At 69.7% G+C, this 14,833-nt stretch carries 15 protein-coding genes; 11 read left to right on the top strand and 4 right to left on the bottom strand.

Annotated elements, in window-relative coordinates:
* Positions 1–13: 13 nt before the first annotated feature.
* Both AC3A6X_RS12420 and AC3A6X_RS12415 read right to left on the bottom strand, forming a co-directional pair.
* Positions 14–973: a Bug family tripartite tricarboxylate transporter substrate binding protein gene (locus AC3A6X_RS12420; RefSeq protein WP_487842458.1), complete on the bottom strand. Its 960-nt coding sequence runs from the start codon at positions 971–973 to the stop codon at positions 14–16.
* 160 nt (positions 974–1,133) lie between these two features.
* Positions 1,134–2,360 (bottom strand): CaiB/BaiF CoA transferase family protein, encoded by a 1,227-nt coding sequence (locus tag AC3A6X_RS12415; RefSeq protein WP_487842457.1) that lies wholly within the window; start codon positions 2,358–2,360, stop codon positions 1,134–1,136.
* 140 nt (positions 2,361–2,500) lie between these two features.
* Between AC3A6X_RS12415 and AC3A6X_RS12410 the strand changes: the two genes are divergently transcribed.
* Positions 2,501–3,385: an SMP-30/gluconolactonase/LRE family protein gene (locus AC3A6X_RS12410; RefSeq protein WP_487842456.1), complete on the top strand. Its 885-nt coding sequence runs from the start codon at positions 2,501–2,503 to the stop codon at positions 3,383–3,385.
* A gap of 3 nt (positions 3,386–3,388) precedes the next feature.
* Here AC3A6X_RS12410 and AC3A6X_RS12405 read toward each other — a convergent pair whose 3' ends face one another.
* Entirely contained in the window at positions 3,389–4,300 is a 912-nt protein-coding gene (locus AC3A6X_RS12405) for a LysR family transcriptional regulator (RefSeq protein ID WP_487842455.1), read from the bottom strand.
* Positions 4,301–4,395: 95 nt separating this feature from the next.
* Here AC3A6X_RS12405 and AC3A6X_RS12400 point away from each other — a divergent pair, with 95 nt between their 5' ends.
* From AC3A6X_RS12400 to AC3A6X_RS12360, 9 genes are read left to right on the top strand one after another with little or no spacing between them, the layout of a single operon-like run.
* Complete coding sequence (locus AC3A6X_RS12400; protein WP_487842454.1) at positions 4,396–5,484, top strand: LLM class flavin-dependent oxidoreductase; 1,089 nt, start codon at positions 4,396–4,398, stop codon at positions 5,482–5,484.
* A 16-nt stretch (positions 5,485–5,500) separates the two neighbouring features.
* Positions 5,501–6,466 carry a flavin reductase gene (locus AC3A6X_RS12395; protein WP_487842453.1) on the top strand — a complete coding sequence of 322 codons (966 nt, stop codon included), beginning with the start codon at positions 5,501–5,503 and terminating at the stop codon, positions 6,464–6,466.
* A 20-nt stretch (positions 6,467–6,486) separates the two neighbouring features.
* Complete coding sequence (locus tag AC3A6X_RS12390; protein WP_487842452.1) at positions 6,487–7,674, top strand: acyl-CoA dehydrogenase family protein; 1,188 nt, start codon at positions 6,487–6,489, stop codon at positions 7,672–7,674.
* An 8-nt stretch (positions 7,675–7,682) separates the two neighbouring features.
* Positions 7,683–8,813 carry an acyl-CoA dehydrogenase family protein gene (locus AC3A6X_RS12385; RefSeq protein ID WP_487842451.1) on the top strand — a complete coding sequence of 377 codons (1,131 nt, stop codon included), beginning with the start codon at positions 7,683–7,685 and terminating at the stop codon, positions 8,811–8,813.
* Positions 8,813–9,574, top strand: coding sequence for an enoyl-CoA hydratase/isomerase family protein (locus tag AC3A6X_RS12380; RefSeq protein ID WP_487842450.1), 762 nt, complete (start codon positions 8,813–8,815; stop codon positions 9,572–9,574). The genes AC3A6X_RS12385 and AC3A6X_RS12380 overlap by 1 nt, the downstream gene beginning before the upstream one ends.
* Positions 9,575–9,577: 3 nt before the next feature.
* Positions 9,578–11,713: an acetate--CoA ligase family protein gene (locus AC3A6X_RS12375; protein ID WP_487842449.1), complete on the top strand. Its 2,136-nt coding sequence runs from the start codon at positions 9,578–9,580 to the stop codon at positions 11,711–11,713.
* Entirely contained in the window at positions 11,710–12,468 is a 759-nt protein-coding gene (locus AC3A6X_RS12370) for an SDR family NAD(P)-dependent oxidoreductase (RefSeq protein ID WP_487842448.1), read from the top strand. The genes AC3A6X_RS12375 and AC3A6X_RS12370 overlap by 4 nt, the downstream gene beginning before the upstream one ends.
* Positions 12,465–12,833: a VOC family protein gene (locus AC3A6X_RS12365; protein ID WP_487842447.1), complete on the top strand. Its 369-nt coding sequence runs from the start codon at positions 12,465–12,467 to the stop codon at positions 12,831–12,833. Before AC3A6X_RS12370 ends, AC3A6X_RS12365 begins: the two co-directional genes overlap by 4 nt.
* Positions 12,830–13,381, top strand: a complete 552-nt coding sequence (locus AC3A6X_RS12360; RefSeq protein WP_487842446.1) for a nuclear transport factor 2 family protein — start codon at positions 12,830–12,832, stop codon at positions 13,379–13,381. Before AC3A6X_RS12365 ends, AC3A6X_RS12360 begins: the two co-directional genes overlap by 4 nt.
* Positions 13,382–13,418: 37 nt before the next feature.
* On the opposite strand, the gene AC3A6X_RS12355 is transcribed toward AC3A6X_RS12360, so the two are convergent.
* Complete coding sequence (locus tag AC3A6X_RS12355) at positions 13,419–13,670, bottom strand: zinc-binding dehydrogenase (RefSeq protein WP_487842445.1); 252 nt, start codon at positions 13,668–13,670, stop codon at positions 13,419–13,421.
* A 95-nt stretch (positions 13,671–13,765) separates the two neighbouring features.
* On the opposite strand from AC3A6X_RS12355, the gene AC3A6X_RS12350 reads away from it, so the two are divergent.
* Positions 13,766–14,734 (top strand): AraC family transcriptional regulator, encoded by a 969-nt coding sequence (locus tag AC3A6X_RS12350; RefSeq protein ID WP_487842444.1) that lies wholly within the window; start codon positions 13,766–13,768, stop codon positions 14,732–14,734.
* Positions 14,735–14,833: the final 99 nt, after the last annotated feature.

Below are 14,833 nucleotides of genomic sequence, written 5' to 3'. Positions count from 1 at the left end.
CCCGGACGCTTCCTCAGTGCGCCTGCTTCGGCAGGTTCAGGCTCTGCAGCAGCGGCACCCAGCGATTGAACTCGGCGTTGACGAACGTCGCGAGATCCTCCGGGCTGCCGCCACGCGGCTCCATGCCGACGGCCCGGGCGCGCTCGACGAACTCCGGATCGGCGATCACCTGGTTGACGGCGCGGTTCAGGCGCTCGATCGCTTCCTTCGGCGTGCCGGAGGGCACCGAGAGCGAATACCACAGGGTGGCCTCGAGGTCGTAGCCCAGTTCCTTGAAGGTCGGTGCGTCCGGCACCTGGGGCATCCTCTTGCTGTCCATGACGCCCAGCACCCGGAGCTTGCCGCTGCGCACATGGGGCAGCGAGCCCGTGATGGACGTGCCATGGATGTCGATATCGCCGCTCAGCAGCGCCTGGACCGCGGGGGCATCGCCATTGAAGGGGATGTGGGTCGTGCTGAAGCCGTTGTTCTTCTCGAAGTTCAGGGGCGCGAGGTTGGTCAGGATTGCCGCGCCCGGCGAACCGCGGTTGATCTTGCCGGGGTTGGCCTTGGCGTAAGCGACCATCTCGCGGATGTTCTTGTAGGGCAGGTCGGCCCGCCCGACGATGATCGCGGGCTGGTAGGCGATCTGCGAGACCGGCGCGAAGTCCTTCTTCGGGTCGTAGGGCAGCTTCTCGTACAGGATGGTGTTGTTGGCGAGCGTGCCCAGCGACGACACCAGCACGGTGTTCCCGTCCGGGCGGGAGCGGGCCACGAAGTCGGCGGCGACGATGCCGCTGGCGCCGGGCTTGTTGTCGACGATGACCTGCGTGCCCCGCTTGGTGAGCTCGGCCGCGAGGATGCGGACGTACTGGTCGGTGCCGCCGCCCGCGGCGAAGGGGACGACGATGCGGATGGGCTGTTGCGCCTGGGCCGTGCCCAGCGCCGCGACCAGTCCGAACAGCACGCCGGAGATGAATTTCCTGTAGCTCACTTTTGTCTCCTGATTGACTCTCACATGGGCCGCGCCGTGGCGGCATGTTCGACCGGGACCGACGCGTTGGGCCAGTCTAGGACGAGGCCCGGCAGGCCGGCGTGCAAGGAATGAAAAGCTGCTTTGTATGCCGTGCACGCGGGGCCGGGCGCGCGCGCCTTCACGATGGGGCGCCCGCCGGCTCTGCCTTGACCACGCCCTGCGCATGCAGCGCCGCGATCTCCTCGGCCCCGAAGCCCGCCCCGCGCAGAACCTCTTCCGTATGCGCCCCGTGCGCCGGCGCGGCCTGGGTCGCCCGGCGCGGCGTGTCGCACAGCTCGTAGGGCAGGCCGAAGCTGGCATAGCCCGGCCGCTCGCCGTTCGGCGCCACCTCGATGACCATGCGGCTCGAACGGAAGTCCTCGCCCGCCAGCGCCTCGCTGTAGCTGCGCACCACGCCCACCACGATGTTGTTGCGCGTGAGCAGGTCCACGCACTCCAGCGTGCTGCAGCGCGACAGGCGCGCGCTCACGGCCTCCTTCATCGCCGGGCGGTTGGCCACCCGCAGTTCGTTGGTGAGGAAGCGCGCATCCGCCGCCAGCTCGGGGCAGCCGATCGCCTCGCACAGCCGCACCCAGTGCGATGGCACGTAGGCCGAGACCACCACCATCCCGTCGCGGGTGCGGAAGATGTCCGCCGCCGGGGCGTTCATCGGCTGGCCGTCGCCGCTGCGGGTGGGCTCCACGCCGCGCACCAGGTAGTCGCTCCAGTTCGGCAGCTGCAGGTTCAGCGCCACCTCCAGCAGCGAGACGCGGATGGTCTCGCCGATGCCCGTGCGCTCGCGCCGGAACAGCGCGGCCAGCGTGGCCTGCGCCGCTACCTGCACGGTCGCCGCGTCGATGATGGTGGCGCCCACCTTCTGCGGCAGGCCCCCGGGTTCGCCGGTGACGGACATCATTCCGCTCTCCGCCTGCGCGGCGATGTCGTAGCCGGGGCGGTCCCGCGAAGGCGCCTCCGCCGGGAAGCCGGCGATCGACACGTGGACCAGGCCGGGGTGCTGCGCGCGCAGGGCTTCCGCGCCCAGGCCCAGCGCCTCGGCAGCGCCGGGCCGCAGGTTCTGCACCAGCACGTCGGCGCCCGCGATCAGGCGCCGCGCGATCTCCTTGCCGCGCGGCTGGCGCAGGTCGAGGGCGATCGATTTCTTGCTGCGGTTGTAGGCCCGCAGCATGGCGTGACCGAAGTGGCCGGTGTGGCGCGCCATGTCGCCTTCCATCGACTCGATCTTCACCACCTCGGCACCGAGGTCGCCGAGCGTCATTGCGGTGCCGGGGCCCGCGATGTAGTTGCCGAGTTCGATGACGCGGATGCCCTGCAGGGGCGGCGGGGGAGGTGCGGCTCGTTCGTTCATCCGCGGGACTCTAGGAGCCCGCGGCGGCGGCGGGAAACCGGCAACTGCAAAGCTGCTTTGCACGGCGCGGCGCTGCAGGCGCCGGATCGTTGCCACACTGCGGCGCAACACACGAACACCGCGAACACCGAAGCATCACCATGGCCGTCGAGATTCGAAGAGTTGGAGACACGAAGGACCTGCTGGGCGAGAGCCCCTGCTGGGATGCGCCGGCGGGCGCCCTCTGCTGGATCGACTCGCTGGCGGGCACGCTGCGGCGCATGCGGCCCGCCACCGGGACGATCGAGCAGCACAGCCTGCCCGCGCCGGTCGGCTCGATCGCGCCCTGCGAGAGCGGCGCCGTGGTCGCGGCGCTGAAGAACAGCTTTGCCCGCTACGACTTTGCCACGCGCGAGTTGGAGGTCCTTGCGAGCATCGACGTCGACCACCCGGACGTGCGCCTCAACGACGGCAAGTGCGACCCCTGGGGCAATTTCGTCGCCGGCACCATGCACATCAACCGGCAGCCGGGCGACGCCATCCTCGGCGGCCTGTACCGGCTGCGGCCGGACCGCTCGGTGGAGAAGATCACCGACGGCTTCGGCCTCACGAACGGTCCCTGCTTCAGCCTCGACGGCCGCACGCTGCACGTGGCCGACAGCACGGTCCGCACGATCTGGGCCTACGACTACGCGCCTGACGCGCCGCTCGCCAACCGGCGCGTCTTCGCGCAGACCGAAGAGTTCGGCTCCGGCCCCGACGGCGCGACCGTGGACGCCGAGGGCTTCGTCTGGACCGTGTTGCCACGCATCGGGAAGATGGCTCGTTTCGCGCCCGACGGCCGGCTGGACCGTCTGGTCGAGTTGCCGGCGACCTACCCGACGAGCCTGTGCTTCGGCGGCCTGCGCTTCGATGTGGCCTATGTCACGTCGATCTCGAGGAGCACGCACCTCGCGGGAGACCGGGCGCAGGATGGTGGGCTGTTCGAGGTGAGTGGGTTGCCTGCGGGCGGTGTCGCGCCGCACCGCTTTGCGGACGGCCGCTGATCCTCAGCGCGCGTCGCCCTCGCGCAGCGCCTCGGCCATGAAGTCGACGAAGGCGCGCACCTTCAGCGGCAGCGTGCGGCTCTGGCGAAACACCGCGTAGATCCCGTTGGAGAAAGCCCGCACCGCAAACCGGTGCTCGGGCAGGAGCCGCACCAACGTGCCGTCCTGGATGCAGCTGCGCACGGTGGGTTCCGACAGCAGCGCAATCCCCATGCCGCCGATCGCGGCCAGCCGCAGCAGCTCGCCGTTGTTCGAGCTCAGCACGCCCTGGATCACCAGCACCTGCTGCTCCCCCTGTTCGTCGATGTACTTCCAGGTGGTGGCCTCGTGCTCGCGGCGGTAGGTGAGGCAGCGAACCTGCGTCAGGTCGCGCGGATGGTGGATGCGCTTGTGCACCTTCATGAAGGACGGGCTGGCCACCAGCACTTCGTCGCTGCTGAGCAGCCGTTTGATCACGAAGCTCGAGTCGTTCGACTCCCCGGTTCGGATGTCGATGTCGAAATCCTGCTCCACCAGGTTCACCGGGTGTTCGGAGAGTTCGAACTCCAGCTGGATGTCCGGATGGCGCTGGGCGAAGCGCGGCAGCAGCGGCGCGATCACGCGCAGGCCGATCTGCGTGCGCGAGTGGATGCGCAGGCGGCCCTCGGGCAGCAGCTTCGAGCTGCGCGCCGCCTCTTCTGCCTCTGCCATCGCCTCCAGCACCACCTCCGCGCGCGCCAGGAAGGCCTTGCCCGCCTCGGTGACCTTGAGATTGCGGCTGGTGCGGTCCACCAGCTGAACCCCCAGCTCTTCCTCCAGCGCGCTGATCCGGCGCGAGATGGTGGCGGGCGACAGGCTGAGGCTGCGCGCCGCGGCCGAGAGGCTGCCCTTGCGCAGCGTCGTCACGAAGATCCGCAGCGAGTCGAGGGCCTTCATTTCAGAAAACGCAAAGAAGGTGTACGCGGCGTGGCGAACAGGAGAGGCACCCCACTCCTACCATCGACCGCACGCAACCAACAAGGAGCCCGGCCATGGATTTCGGAATCTTCATTCTGATGCAGCAGCGAAACAAACATAAGACCTCCCATCAGATCCTGCGCGACGCCGTGGAGCAGACGCGGCTGGCGGACGAACTGGGCTTCGGCGGCGCATGGTTCGCGGAGCATCATTTCAGCAACTACGGCATGTGCTCGTCGCCGCTCACGATGATCGCGCACTGCGCCGCCGTCACCCGCAACATCCGACTGGGCACCGGCATTGTCGTCGCACCGCTGTACACCCCGGCCCGCCTGATCGCCGACGTGGCGATGGTGGACCAGCTGTCCGACGGCCGCCTGAACCTGGGCATCGGCTCCGGCTACCAGCACTTCGAGTTCGAGCGCTTCGGCGTTTCGCTGGAGACCTCCAAGCAGCGCACGCTGGAGATGCTGGACATGCTGGAGCTGGGCCTGAAGGAGCCGAAGTTCGCCTACGACGGCCAGTTCTACCAGCAGCCCGAGAGCGCCATCAGCCAGCGCGCAGTGCAGCAGCCGATGCCGCCCCTGTGGGTGACCAGCGTGGACCCGACCTTCCTGGCGCGCGCGGTGCGCGGCGACCACCATGTGTTCGTCTCCGGCGGCGACGGCGGCGTGGAGAAGCTGCAGGCCACCCGCGCCCTGATCGACAAGGTGGCCCTGGGCGAAGGCAAGGACCCGGCGCAGGTGCCGGTCGGCGTGCTGCGCGCGGCCTACGCCAGCGAGAACAAGGCCGAAGTGGATCGCTACCTCGACTGCGCCCGCTACCAGCGCCGCGTGGCACTCAGCCTGAAGCGCCGCACGGCGCAGATCGGCGCGGACTACCAGGTGGCCGAGACGATGGTGGACGGCGAGCCGACCCTGGACGAGATGCGTGCCCTGCTGCCCGTGGGCTCGGTGGACACGGTGATCGAGCGGGTGGTGCGCGAGATCCGCGCCATCAAGCCCGTGCACTACTGTTTCCAGACCCAGATGGGCGATTTCGACCACCCCACGATGCTGAAGCACCTGGAACTGTGGGCCAAGGTCATCATGCCCGCCGTGCAGCGCGAGATCGCCAACGACCCGCCGCACGTGGCCCAGCCTGCCACCGAGGTCGCCGCCTGAGGCGCCGGCGTACATCATGACCAGCGCGACCTTGCAACTCGATGCCATCGAAGCGAAGCTGTTCCGGCAACTGCTCGGCTGCTTTCCGACGGGGGTGGCCGTCATCACCACGCGTGCCGCCGACGGGCGGCCCGCCGGCCTGACCTGCAATTCCTTCAGCTCGGTCTCGCTGGAGCCGCCGCTGGTGCTGTTCAGCCTGCGCAAGGCCAGCAGCCTGCTGGGGACCTTCGCCGAAGCCGATGGCTTCGCGATCAACATCCTGTCCGAGCGCCAGGACGCGCTGTCGGGCCGCTTTGCCTCGAGCAAGATCGCGGACAAGTTCGAGGGCGTGGCCTGGCGCCCGGGCCCGCTCGGCATGCCGATCATCGACGACTGCCTGGCCAGCTTCGAGTGCAGCGTCCACGCGCGTCACGAGGCCGGCGACCACGACATCTTCATCGGGGAAGTGAAGCACATGGGCGGCGGCGGCCCCGCCGACCAGGCGCTGGTGTTCTACAAGGGCGCCTACATGATGCTGGCGGAGTCGCTGCGCACGCTGGTGATCCAGGGGCGGCTCGGCTCGGCCGATCTCGACGAGGCCTACCGCACGCTCTACGGGACGCTGCTGCGCCTGGCCTGCGAGCGCGCCACGGATGGCGAGATCGATGCGATCGAGGCTGCCGTCGACGCCATCGAGCAGCACCAGGACGCGCATTCGCTCGACCAGCGCATCGAGTCGGCCAGCCGTTTCTTCTCCGCCATCGCGGCCGCCGGGCATAACGAGGCCCTCACGCTGATGGCGCAGACCATGACCACCATCCTGCGCGAGCGGATGACGCATGTCGTTCCGGTGCGGCCGCGGCCGGACTTGTTTCCGCTGCGGCGCAAGGTCGCGCTGTGCCTCCGGCGGCGCGATGCGGACGGCGCCGCAGGCGCCCTGGACGAGCTGATCACGAAGGTGCGCAAGGGCGGCGACATGCCCGCCGAGCCCGGCAGCCAATAGACAACACGACTGGAGACAACATGTCGAATAACGACATCGCCGGCGGCGAGGCGGATGCCTACGCAGCCTTTCGAAGCGAGCTGGAAGACTTCGCCCGCAATGCCTGCCCGCCGGAAATCCGCGCGGTGGTGGCCGCGGGCCAGAAGGTCACCAAGCGCGAGTACCTGGGATGGCAGAAGATCCTTCACGACAAGGGGTGGGGCGCGCCCAGCTGGCCGCGCGAACACGGCGGCACCGGCTGGGACATCCAGCAGCGCCTGATCTTCGAGGAGGTGATGGCCGAGGCCGATTGCCCGCCGCTGTACCACCACGGGCTGGGCCACATCGGCCCCGTCATCATCCGCTTCGGCACGCCCGAGCAGAAGGCGCGCTTCCTGCCGCGCATCCTGGACGGCTCCGACTGGTGGTGCCAGGGCTACTCGGAGCCCGGCTCGGGTTCCGACCTCGCCTCGCTCAGCACCAGTGCGCGGCTGGACGGCGCCGACTACGTGATCAACGGCCAGAAGATCTGGACCTCGCACGCGCACGAAGCCAACATGATCTACATGCTGGTGCGCACCTCGAAGGAAGCGAAGAAGCAGGACGGCATCTCGCTGATCCTGGTGCCGATGGATAGCAAGGGCATCACGGTGCGACCCATCCGCACCATCGACGGCTGGCACCACCTCAACGAGGTGTTCTTCGACGAGGTGCGCGTGCCCGCCACCCATGTGCTCGGCGAGGTCGGCAAGGGCTGGACCTGCGCCAAGTACCTGCTCGAACGCGAGCGGCTGCCGCCCGCCAACGTCGCCCGGCTGGAGCTGGTGCGCAGGCAGGTCACGCGCGTGGTGGAAGAGGCCGCGAAGGCCGCTGCCGGACGCCGCGATTTCAGCAGCCTGCGCTACCGGCTGCTGCTGGCCGAAGCCGACGTCAAGGGCGCGCGCGTCATCCTCGCCCATGCGACGGACGACCTGAAGCACCAGCGTCCGCTCGGCGTGCAGCCCTCGGTGATCAAGCTGCTGTGCAGCGACGTCGCCCAGCGGCTGACCTCCATCGCGCTCGATGCCGTCGGGCCGGAGGCGGCCCACCGCTTCCTCGCCGATGACGGCGAGGGCGTGCCCGGCGCCACCTGGGTGCAGAACTACATGTTCACGAGGGCGAGGACGATCGCCGGCGGCACCTCGGAAGTGCAGCGCAACGTCGTCGCCAACGAACTGCTGGGAGCCTGAACGTGTCGATGTCATTCACACAACTTTTTCCCGGCATGCTGCTCGATGCGGCCGACCGTTTCGCGCAGGACCATGCCGCGACGCAGGACTTCGCCGGTACTGACCCCATCCGCGAAATGGGCTGGGCCTGCACGGTGGTGCCCGAGGCGTCCGGCGGCGTCGGCGGCACGCTCGCCGACCTCGGCTCCATCGTCGAAGGCCTCGCCACGCACGGCTTGCACCTGCCGGTGGTGGAGACCTGTGCCGTCGCGCCCCTCCTGCTGCAGGCCGCGGCGCCCGAAACCGCGGCGCGCTGGCTGGAGGCCGTCTGCGAGGGCAGCGCCAAGGTCGCGCCGATGAGCGCCCTGTCCGCATCGCTGGACGAGATCGCCGTGCAGGCCAGGCAGCTGGACATCGGCTACGAGCTGACCGGCGCGGTCCAGGGTGTCGACGTGTCGCTGGAGGCCACGCACTATCTCGTGCCCGCGCTGCTGCAGGGCACGGGCGAGGCGGCGATCTTCCTGGTCGACAAGGAGCGCATCCCCGCACCCGCGACGACCTACCGGACGATGGAAGGGCGGCGCGCCGCCGACTTTCGGCTCGAGCAGCTGAGCGTGCCGGCGCTGGCCTGCATCGCAAGCGGGGCCGCGGCGCGCGATGCGCTGGTCCGGGCCGACAACGCAGCCCTTCTGCTGACGGCCGCCGACACCGTGGCATCGCTGGCGACGCTGATCCGGCAGACCGTGAGCCACCTGAAGGAGCGGCGCCAGTTCGGCGTCACCCTGTCGTCCTTCCAGGTGCTCAGGCACCGCACGGCCGACATGTACGTGCGCTACCTCGGCGCCAAGGGCCTGCTGATGCACGCCTTCCAGGAATACGAGAGCGACGCGGCCAGCCTGCGCCGCACCCTGCGCCTCATGAAGGTGGCGCTGGCGGAGAGCGCCAGGGTCTGCGCCGAAAGCGCGATCCAGATGCATGGCGGCATGGGCGTGAGCGAGGAGGTGCTGGCCACCCGCATGGCCCAGCGCCTGCTCGCTTCCGAGTTCCGCTACGGCGACCGGCTCACGCACGCCTCGCGGCTGCTCGCACCCCAAGGCCTCGAGGGCACGCCGCAGCAGGCGCAGCCCACGGCCCCATCCAATCTGTCCAGGAGTTCATGATGAGCGTCAGCCTCGAAGTTTCAGAGCACATCGCCGTCGTCCGGCTCGACAAGCCGCCGGTCAACGCACTGGACCGCGCGACGCGGCAGCGCCTGATCGACGTCTTCGACGAGATCTCCGAGCGCACCGACGTCCGTGTGGCCATCCTCACCGGCACCGGCAAGTACTTCTGCTCCGGCGCCGACCTGAAGGACCGCCCGAACGCCGACAAGCCCGGCGACTTCCTGGGCCACAACCGCCTGACGCGCGAGACCGGCAACGCCATCCGCGAGTGCGCCAAGCCCGTGATCGCCGCCGTCAATGGCCCCGCGCTGGGCGCCGGCTTCGGCCTGATGGCCGCCTGCGACATCTTCCTGGCCTCCGAGGACGCGAGCTTCGCGATGCCGGAGATCAACGTGGGGCTTGCCGGTGGGGTGTCGATGCTGCGAACGATGTTCGGCCGCTCCTTCACGCGGCGGATGTTCTTCACCGGCGCGCGTGTACCTGCCGCCGAGTTGTACCGCCGGGGCGTGCTGGACGAAGTGCTGCCACCGGACGAACTGATGCCCGCGGCCCTGCGTCTCGCGCAGGAGATGGCAGCCAAGAGCCCGCTCGCGCTGGCCTACGCCAAGCAGGCCGCCAACATGATGGACCTGATGCCGCAGCGCGACGGCTACCGCTTCGAGCAGAACATCACCATGGCGCTGTCCAAGACCGAGGACGCCAAGGAAGCGCGCCAGGCTTTCCTGGAAAAGCGCCAACCCGTCTACAAGGGGCGCTAAGCCATGACAGCAGTGGAAGACGTGGCAGTGGGAAGGGGCCTGGACGCGCTGTTCAAGCCGCGCTCGATCGCGATCTTCGGCGCGTCGGAGGACGTGACCAAGATCGGCGGCCGCCCGCTGCAGTTCCTGCAGAAGTACGGCTACCGCGGCGCGATCTACCCGATCAACCGCAAGGGCGGCACGGTGCAGTCACTCCAGGCCTACGCCAACGTGGCGGACCTGCCCGAGGCACCGGAGCTGGCCGTGATGGCGGTTCCGCCCGAGAGCGTGCTGGAGGCGGTCAAGGACTGCGCCGCGCGCGGGGTGCGCGCGGTCGTCATCCTCTCCTCCGGCTTCTCCGAGATGGGCGAAGCGGGCAGCCGGCTGCAGGCCCAGATCGGCCAGGTGGCCAGGTCCTCGGGGATGCGCGTGGTCGGCCCGAACTGCCTGGGCGCCATCGGCGTCGCGGACAAGAGCATCGCCACCTTCTCCGTGGCGCTCGAGTCGGCGTTCCCCACCGCGGGCCATGTCGGCATCGTCTCGCAGAGCGGCAACCTCGGCAGCTACGCGATGCGCCTCGCCGTCGATCGGGGCATCGGCATCAGCCGCCTGCTCACCACGGGCAACGAGTGCGACGTGGACATCGCCGACGGCATCGCCTCGCTGGCCACCGACCCGGCCACCTCGGTGATCCTGTGCTGCATGGAAACCTGCCGCGACGCGGGCAAGCTGGTGCGGGCGCTGGCGATGGCGCGCGAGGCCGGCAAGCCGATCATCGTGCTGAAGGTCGGCGTGTCCGACGCCGGCAGCGAAGCGGCGGCCTCGCACACCGGCGCGTTGGCCGGCTCGGACGCGGTGTTCGACGTGGTGCTGCGCAACGGCGGCGCCATCCGCGTGCCGAGCATCGAACAATTGCTGGACGTCGGCCACGCCGTGTCGGTCGTCGGCACGGCTCGCGCGCCCAAGGGCAATCGCGCCGCGCTGGTGACCGCCTCCGGCGGCTTCGGCGTGCTGATGGCCGATGCGGCCAGTGCCCAGGGCCTGGATCTGCCCAAGCTTTCCGCGCGCACGCAGGAGCGCATCCTCTCGGCGCTGCCCTACGCATCGCCCGGCAATCCGGTCGACATGACCGCGCAGGTGTCGAGCCGGCCGGAGCTGCTGGTCCAGGTGCTGTCCGCGGTGGCGGAAGATCCTGCGTGCGACGCGGTGATCCTGCAGTCCGCCTATGCCTTCCAGATGCCGCGGCTGCGCGACGTGTACATCGCCGCGCTGGAGCAGGTGCGGCGGGACCATCCGTCGCGGCTCATCCTGCTGTGCTGCAAGGCGCCGGGGGACACGATCGCGCAACTGAACCGGCTGGGCTTCCCCACGGTGGAAACCATCGACGCGGCCTGCTCGACCCTGGCGGCGCTGGTGCGGCTCGGCACGCGCGGCGAACCGGTCGCAACGGCGGCCGCATGGTCTTCGACCGCTGCGCTGCCGCAGGAAGCCTTCGCCAACGAGGCGAGCGCCAAGGCGGCGCTCGCGCAGGCGGGCGTTCCGGTGCTGAAGGAAATCACGGCGGCCAGCCGGGATGCGGCGCTGGCGGCGGCGCGGGAGATCGGCTTCCCGCTCGTGCTCAAGATCGTCTCGCCCGACATCGCGCACAAGACCGAGGTCGGCGGCGTCGTGGTCGGCGTGCGCTCGGAGGCGCAACTCGCGGACGAATACGACAGCCTGCTGGCGCGCGTCGCCCAGAAGGCGCCACAGGCCCGGATCGCCGGCGTGCTGGTGGCGCAGATGGCGCAAGGCGGCGTCGAGCTGATCCTCGGGACCAAGAAAGACCCGGTCTTCGGGCCGGTCGTGATGGTGGGCCTGGGCGGCATCTTTGCCGAGGTGCTGCGCGACGTGGCCCTGCAGATCGCGCCCGTGACCGAAGCGCAGGCGACGCAGATGCTGCGCTCGCTAAAGGCCTTCCCCTTGCTCGACGGCGCACGCGGCCGGGCCAAGGCGGACGTCGCTGCGGCGGCGCGTGCGGTCGCGGCGCTCTCGCAATTCGCTGCGCGGCACGCCGATGCCGTCGCGGAGATCGACATCAATCCATTGGTGGTGATGGACCAGGGGCAGGGCGCCTTCGCGCTCGATGCGCTGCTGGTGCCGGAAACGAAAGGCAAGTCATGAATGCATCCCTGGAAGGCCGCGCGGCCTTCATCAGTGGCGCCGGCCACGGCATCGGCCGCGCCACCGCGCTCGAAATGGCCCGGCTGGGCGCCACCGTCGGCGTGAACGACCTCAAGCCGGAGTTCGTGGAAGACACCGTCGCCGAGATCCGCCGCCTCGGCGGCAAGGCGGTCGCGGTGCCGGGCGACGTCTCGACCCGCGAAGGCATGCGCGACGCCGTGCTGCGCTTCGCGCGCGAGGCGGGGCGGCTGGACGTGATGGTCAACAACGCGGCCTGGGTGCGCTACCAGCCGCTGGCCGAGATCACGCCGGAGGTGATGGACCGGATGGTGGAGATCGGCTTCAAATCGGTGATCTGGGGCATCCAGGCCGCCGCGGAGGCGATGGACCCGGAGCGCGGTGGTTCCATCGTCAACGTGGCGTCCATCGCCGCCTTCAAGTCGCCGGGCCGGTCGGTGGTGTACAGCGGGTTGAAGGCCGGCGTGCTCGGCATCACCCGTGCCGCGGCCGCCGATCTGGGCGCGCGGCGCATCCGCGTCAACGCAGTGGCACCGGGCGCGGTGCCGACCGAAGGCACGGCCAAGCACCGCAATGCCGAGCTCGATGCGAAGCGCATCGCGCGCACGCCGCTCGGCCGGCTGGGGACCGTGGAAGACATCGCCGACGCGATCTGCTTCCTGGCCGGCGACGGCTCGCGCTTCATCAATGCCGATGTCTTGCGTCTCGACGGCGGCGCGTCGGAGACCTCGCTGTGATCGCCCCCAAGCGCCTGCAGAACGTGTACGTGGTGGCCGAGCGCCCGGCCGAGCTGCACGCCTTCTACGAATCCGCGCTGGGGCTGCAGCTCAAGTTCCGTGACCAGGAGCGCTGGTTCCAGTACGGCGTGGGCAACACCAGCGTGGCGCTCGCCTGCAGGGAAGAGGCGGCGCCTGCGACGTCGGGGCTCGTGATGGTGTTCGAGGTGGAGGACTTCGCCGCCGCGCAGGAACGCATCGCCGGCGCGGGGGGAGAAGTGCTCGGCATCCGCGACATGGGCGCGCACGGTGCGGTCCTGTCGCTGCGGGACCCGGAAGGCAACGTCGTGCAGCTGTTCAAGCGCGCGGCCGTGCCGGCGCCATGAGCTCGGCAACGCAAGAGCAGCTGCAGGCCTTGCTCGACCGCGAGGCCATCCGCGAGTGCCTGTACCGCTACTGCCGCGGCATCGACCGCGCCGACGAGGCCGCGCTGCGCGCCGCCTACTGGGAGGACGCCACCGACTGCCACGGCGCCTGGAACGGCAGCGCCGCCGGCTTCATCGCGCAAGCCCTGCAACGCCTGCGCGGCGGCGGCCGCCGCGTGCACCAGGTGTCGAATATCTGCATCGAGCTGCATGGCGAGCTCGCCGCGGTGGAGAGCGCTTTCCTGGCGCTGCAGGCCCCCGCCGGCGCGACGGTGCAGACCCTCCTGTGCGGCCGCTACGTCGACCGCTTCGAGCGCCGGCGCGGCGAGTGGCGCGTCGCCGCGAGGACCGTGGTGTACGACTGGATCGAGGAGCGGCAGCGCCCGGAGCTCGCGCTCGGCGACGAGGCCCTGTTCGGCAAGCGCCAGCCCGTGGGGCGTGCGGCGCCGGACGATGCGGTGTATGCGCTGCTGCGTGAAGTGCGCGCCGCTGCACAGGTGACCCGCTGATCCGCAAGCGCGCGCAGTTTTTCGCCGGCGACGGAGATCAGGCCGACATGCGCAGGACGATCTTTCCGATATGCGCGCCGGCTTCCATGCGGGCCTTGGCCTCCGGCAGCCGAGCGAAGTCCATCACCCGGTCGATCTGCGGCCGGCCCGCGATCAGCCGCACGCTGGGCATCGTTCGCCGCAGCGGCCGCAGTCTGTCTCCCGCTGCCGCCGCCTTTGCGGAAGTCCTGGCGCGCGCGGGGCGCACCAAGGCGAAGCCGATGCGCAAGTCATAGCCCTTGCCGGGCATTCGCCGGCTTGCAGGATCCTTGCGCATGTTTGCACGATCCTGCAACGCGGGCGCCGAAGCCGAGACAAGCGGCGGCAAAGCTTTAAGCTTCGCCCATGCTGACATCCCTCCAGAAGGCGCCGCAGGACGACCAATCGTCCGATCAGTTGCAGGTCACCGTCATGCGGGCCGAGCTCGCCGCGCTGATCGACCGGCTCACGGGCGGTGCCGACGGCGTCCATCCGACGGCAGTCCCCCGCCTGGCGCTCGCCCGGGCCTCGCAGATGCAGCATCCGGTGCACGCGGTCTACGACCCGGCCTTCTGCGTACTGGCGCAGGGCAGCAAGCGGGTGCTGCTGGCCGACGAGGTCTACATCTACGACACCAGCCAGTACTTGGTGGTCGCGCAGAACCTGCCCGTGTCAGGCCAGGTGATCGACGCCTCGCCGGACGCCCCCTACCTGGGCCTGAAGCTGAGCTTCGACGTCAAGGACATTGCCGCCGCGGCGCTGGAGTTCCGCTTCGGCGAAGCCGCGCCCGCGCGCGCCTCCTCGCGCGGGATCTACACCGGCGAGCTCTCCACCGCCGTGCTGGACCCGGTGCTGCGCCTGGTCAAGCTGCTGGCCTCGCCCGAGGACGTGCCCGCGCTGGCGCCGCTGATCGTGCGCGAGATCCTGTACCGGCTGCTGAAGTCGCCCGATGGCTGGCGCCTGGCCCAGATGGCCATCGTGGACAGCCACAGCCAGCGCATCACCCAGGCCATCAGCGTGCTCTCGCGGCGCTTCCAGGAGCCATTGCGTGTCGAGGCGCTGGCAGACGAGGTGCACATGAGCGTGTCCTCGCTGCACCACCACTTCAAGGCGGTCACGGCGATGAGCCCGCTGCAGTTCCAGAAGCAGCTGCGGCTGCAGGAGGCGCGGCGCATCATGATCAGTGAACATGTCGACGCCGCGACCGCGGGGCATCGCGTGGGCTATGAAAGCCAGTCGCAGTTCAACCGGGAGTACAGCCGCTTCTTCGGCTCGCCGCCGGCGCGCGATGTGAAGCGGCTGCGGGAGCTGCAACTCGGACGGGTGAGCAGTTGACGCGATAGCGCGCTGCAAAGGTGCCCGCGGGTCCGCTGCGGCGCGCCACTGTGGCGGTCGTCGCTTCGCGCCGACTCCCCTGCGGTGCTCGCGTCGCCG

The sequence above is a fragment of the Variovorax sp. Soil_C_12 genome (assembly GCF_057657375.1).
The sequence above is the reverse complement of the archived record's forward strand: the minus strand, read 5'-3'. Positions and strand labels throughout refer to the sequence as shown.

What these genes read in the sequence shown, in the direction of transcription:
- AC3A6X_RS12415 (WP_487842457.1), bottom strand. Translation starts at nt 2,360, where the DNA reads ATGAACGAACGAGCCGCACCTCCCCCGCCGCCCCTGCAGGGCATCCGC.
- AC3A6X_RS12360 (WP_487842446.1), top strand. Translation starts at nt 12,830, where the DNA reads ATGAGCTCGGCAACGCAAGAGCAGCTGCAGGCCTTGCTCGACCGCGAG.
- AC3A6X_RS12410 (WP_487842456.1), top strand. Translation starts at nt 2,501, where the DNA reads ATGGCCGTCGAGATTCGAAGAGTTGGAGACACGAAGGACCTGCTGGGC.
- AC3A6X_RS12395 (WP_487842453.1), top strand. Translation starts at nt 5,501, where the DNA reads ATGACCAGCGCGACCTTGCAACTCGATGCCATCGAAGCGAAGCTGTTC.
- AC3A6X_RS12370 (WP_487842448.1), top strand. Translation starts at nt 11,710, where the DNA reads ATGAATGCATCCCTGGAAGGCCGCGCGGCCTTCATCAGTGGCGCCGGC.
- AC3A6X_RS12400 (WP_487842454.1), top strand. Translation starts at nt 4,396, where the DNA reads ATGGATTTCGGAATCTTCATTCTGATGCAGCAGCGAAACAAACATAAG.
- AC3A6X_RS12375 (WP_487842449.1), top strand. Translation starts at nt 9,578, where the DNA reads ATGACAGCAGTGGAAGACGTGGCAGTGGGAAGGGGCCTGGACGCGCTG.
- AC3A6X_RS12390 (WP_487842452.1), top strand. Translation starts at nt 6,487, where the DNA reads ATGTCGAATAACGACATCGCCGGCGGCGAGGCGGATGCCTACGCAGCC.
- AC3A6X_RS12385 (WP_487842451.1), top strand. Translation starts at nt 7,683, where the DNA reads ATGTCATTCACACAACTTTTTCCCGGCATGCTGCTCGATGCGGCCGAC.
- AC3A6X_RS12355 (WP_487842445.1), bottom strand. Translation starts at nt 13,670, where the DNA reads ATGCCCGGCAAGGGCTATGACTTGCGCATCGGCTTCGCCTTGGTGCGC.
- AC3A6X_RS12380 (WP_487842450.1), top strand. Translation starts at nt 8,813, where the DNA reads ATGAGCGTCAGCCTCGAAGTTTCAGAGCACATCGCCGTCGTCCGGCTC.
- AC3A6X_RS12350 (WP_487842444.1), top strand. Translation starts at nt 13,766, where the DNA reads ATGCTGACATCCCTCCAGAAGGCGCCGCAGGACGACCAATCGTCCGAT.
- AC3A6X_RS12405 (WP_487842455.1), bottom strand. Translation starts at nt 4,300, where the DNA reads ATGAAGGCCCTCGACTCGCTGCGGATCTTCGTGACGACGCTGCGCAAG.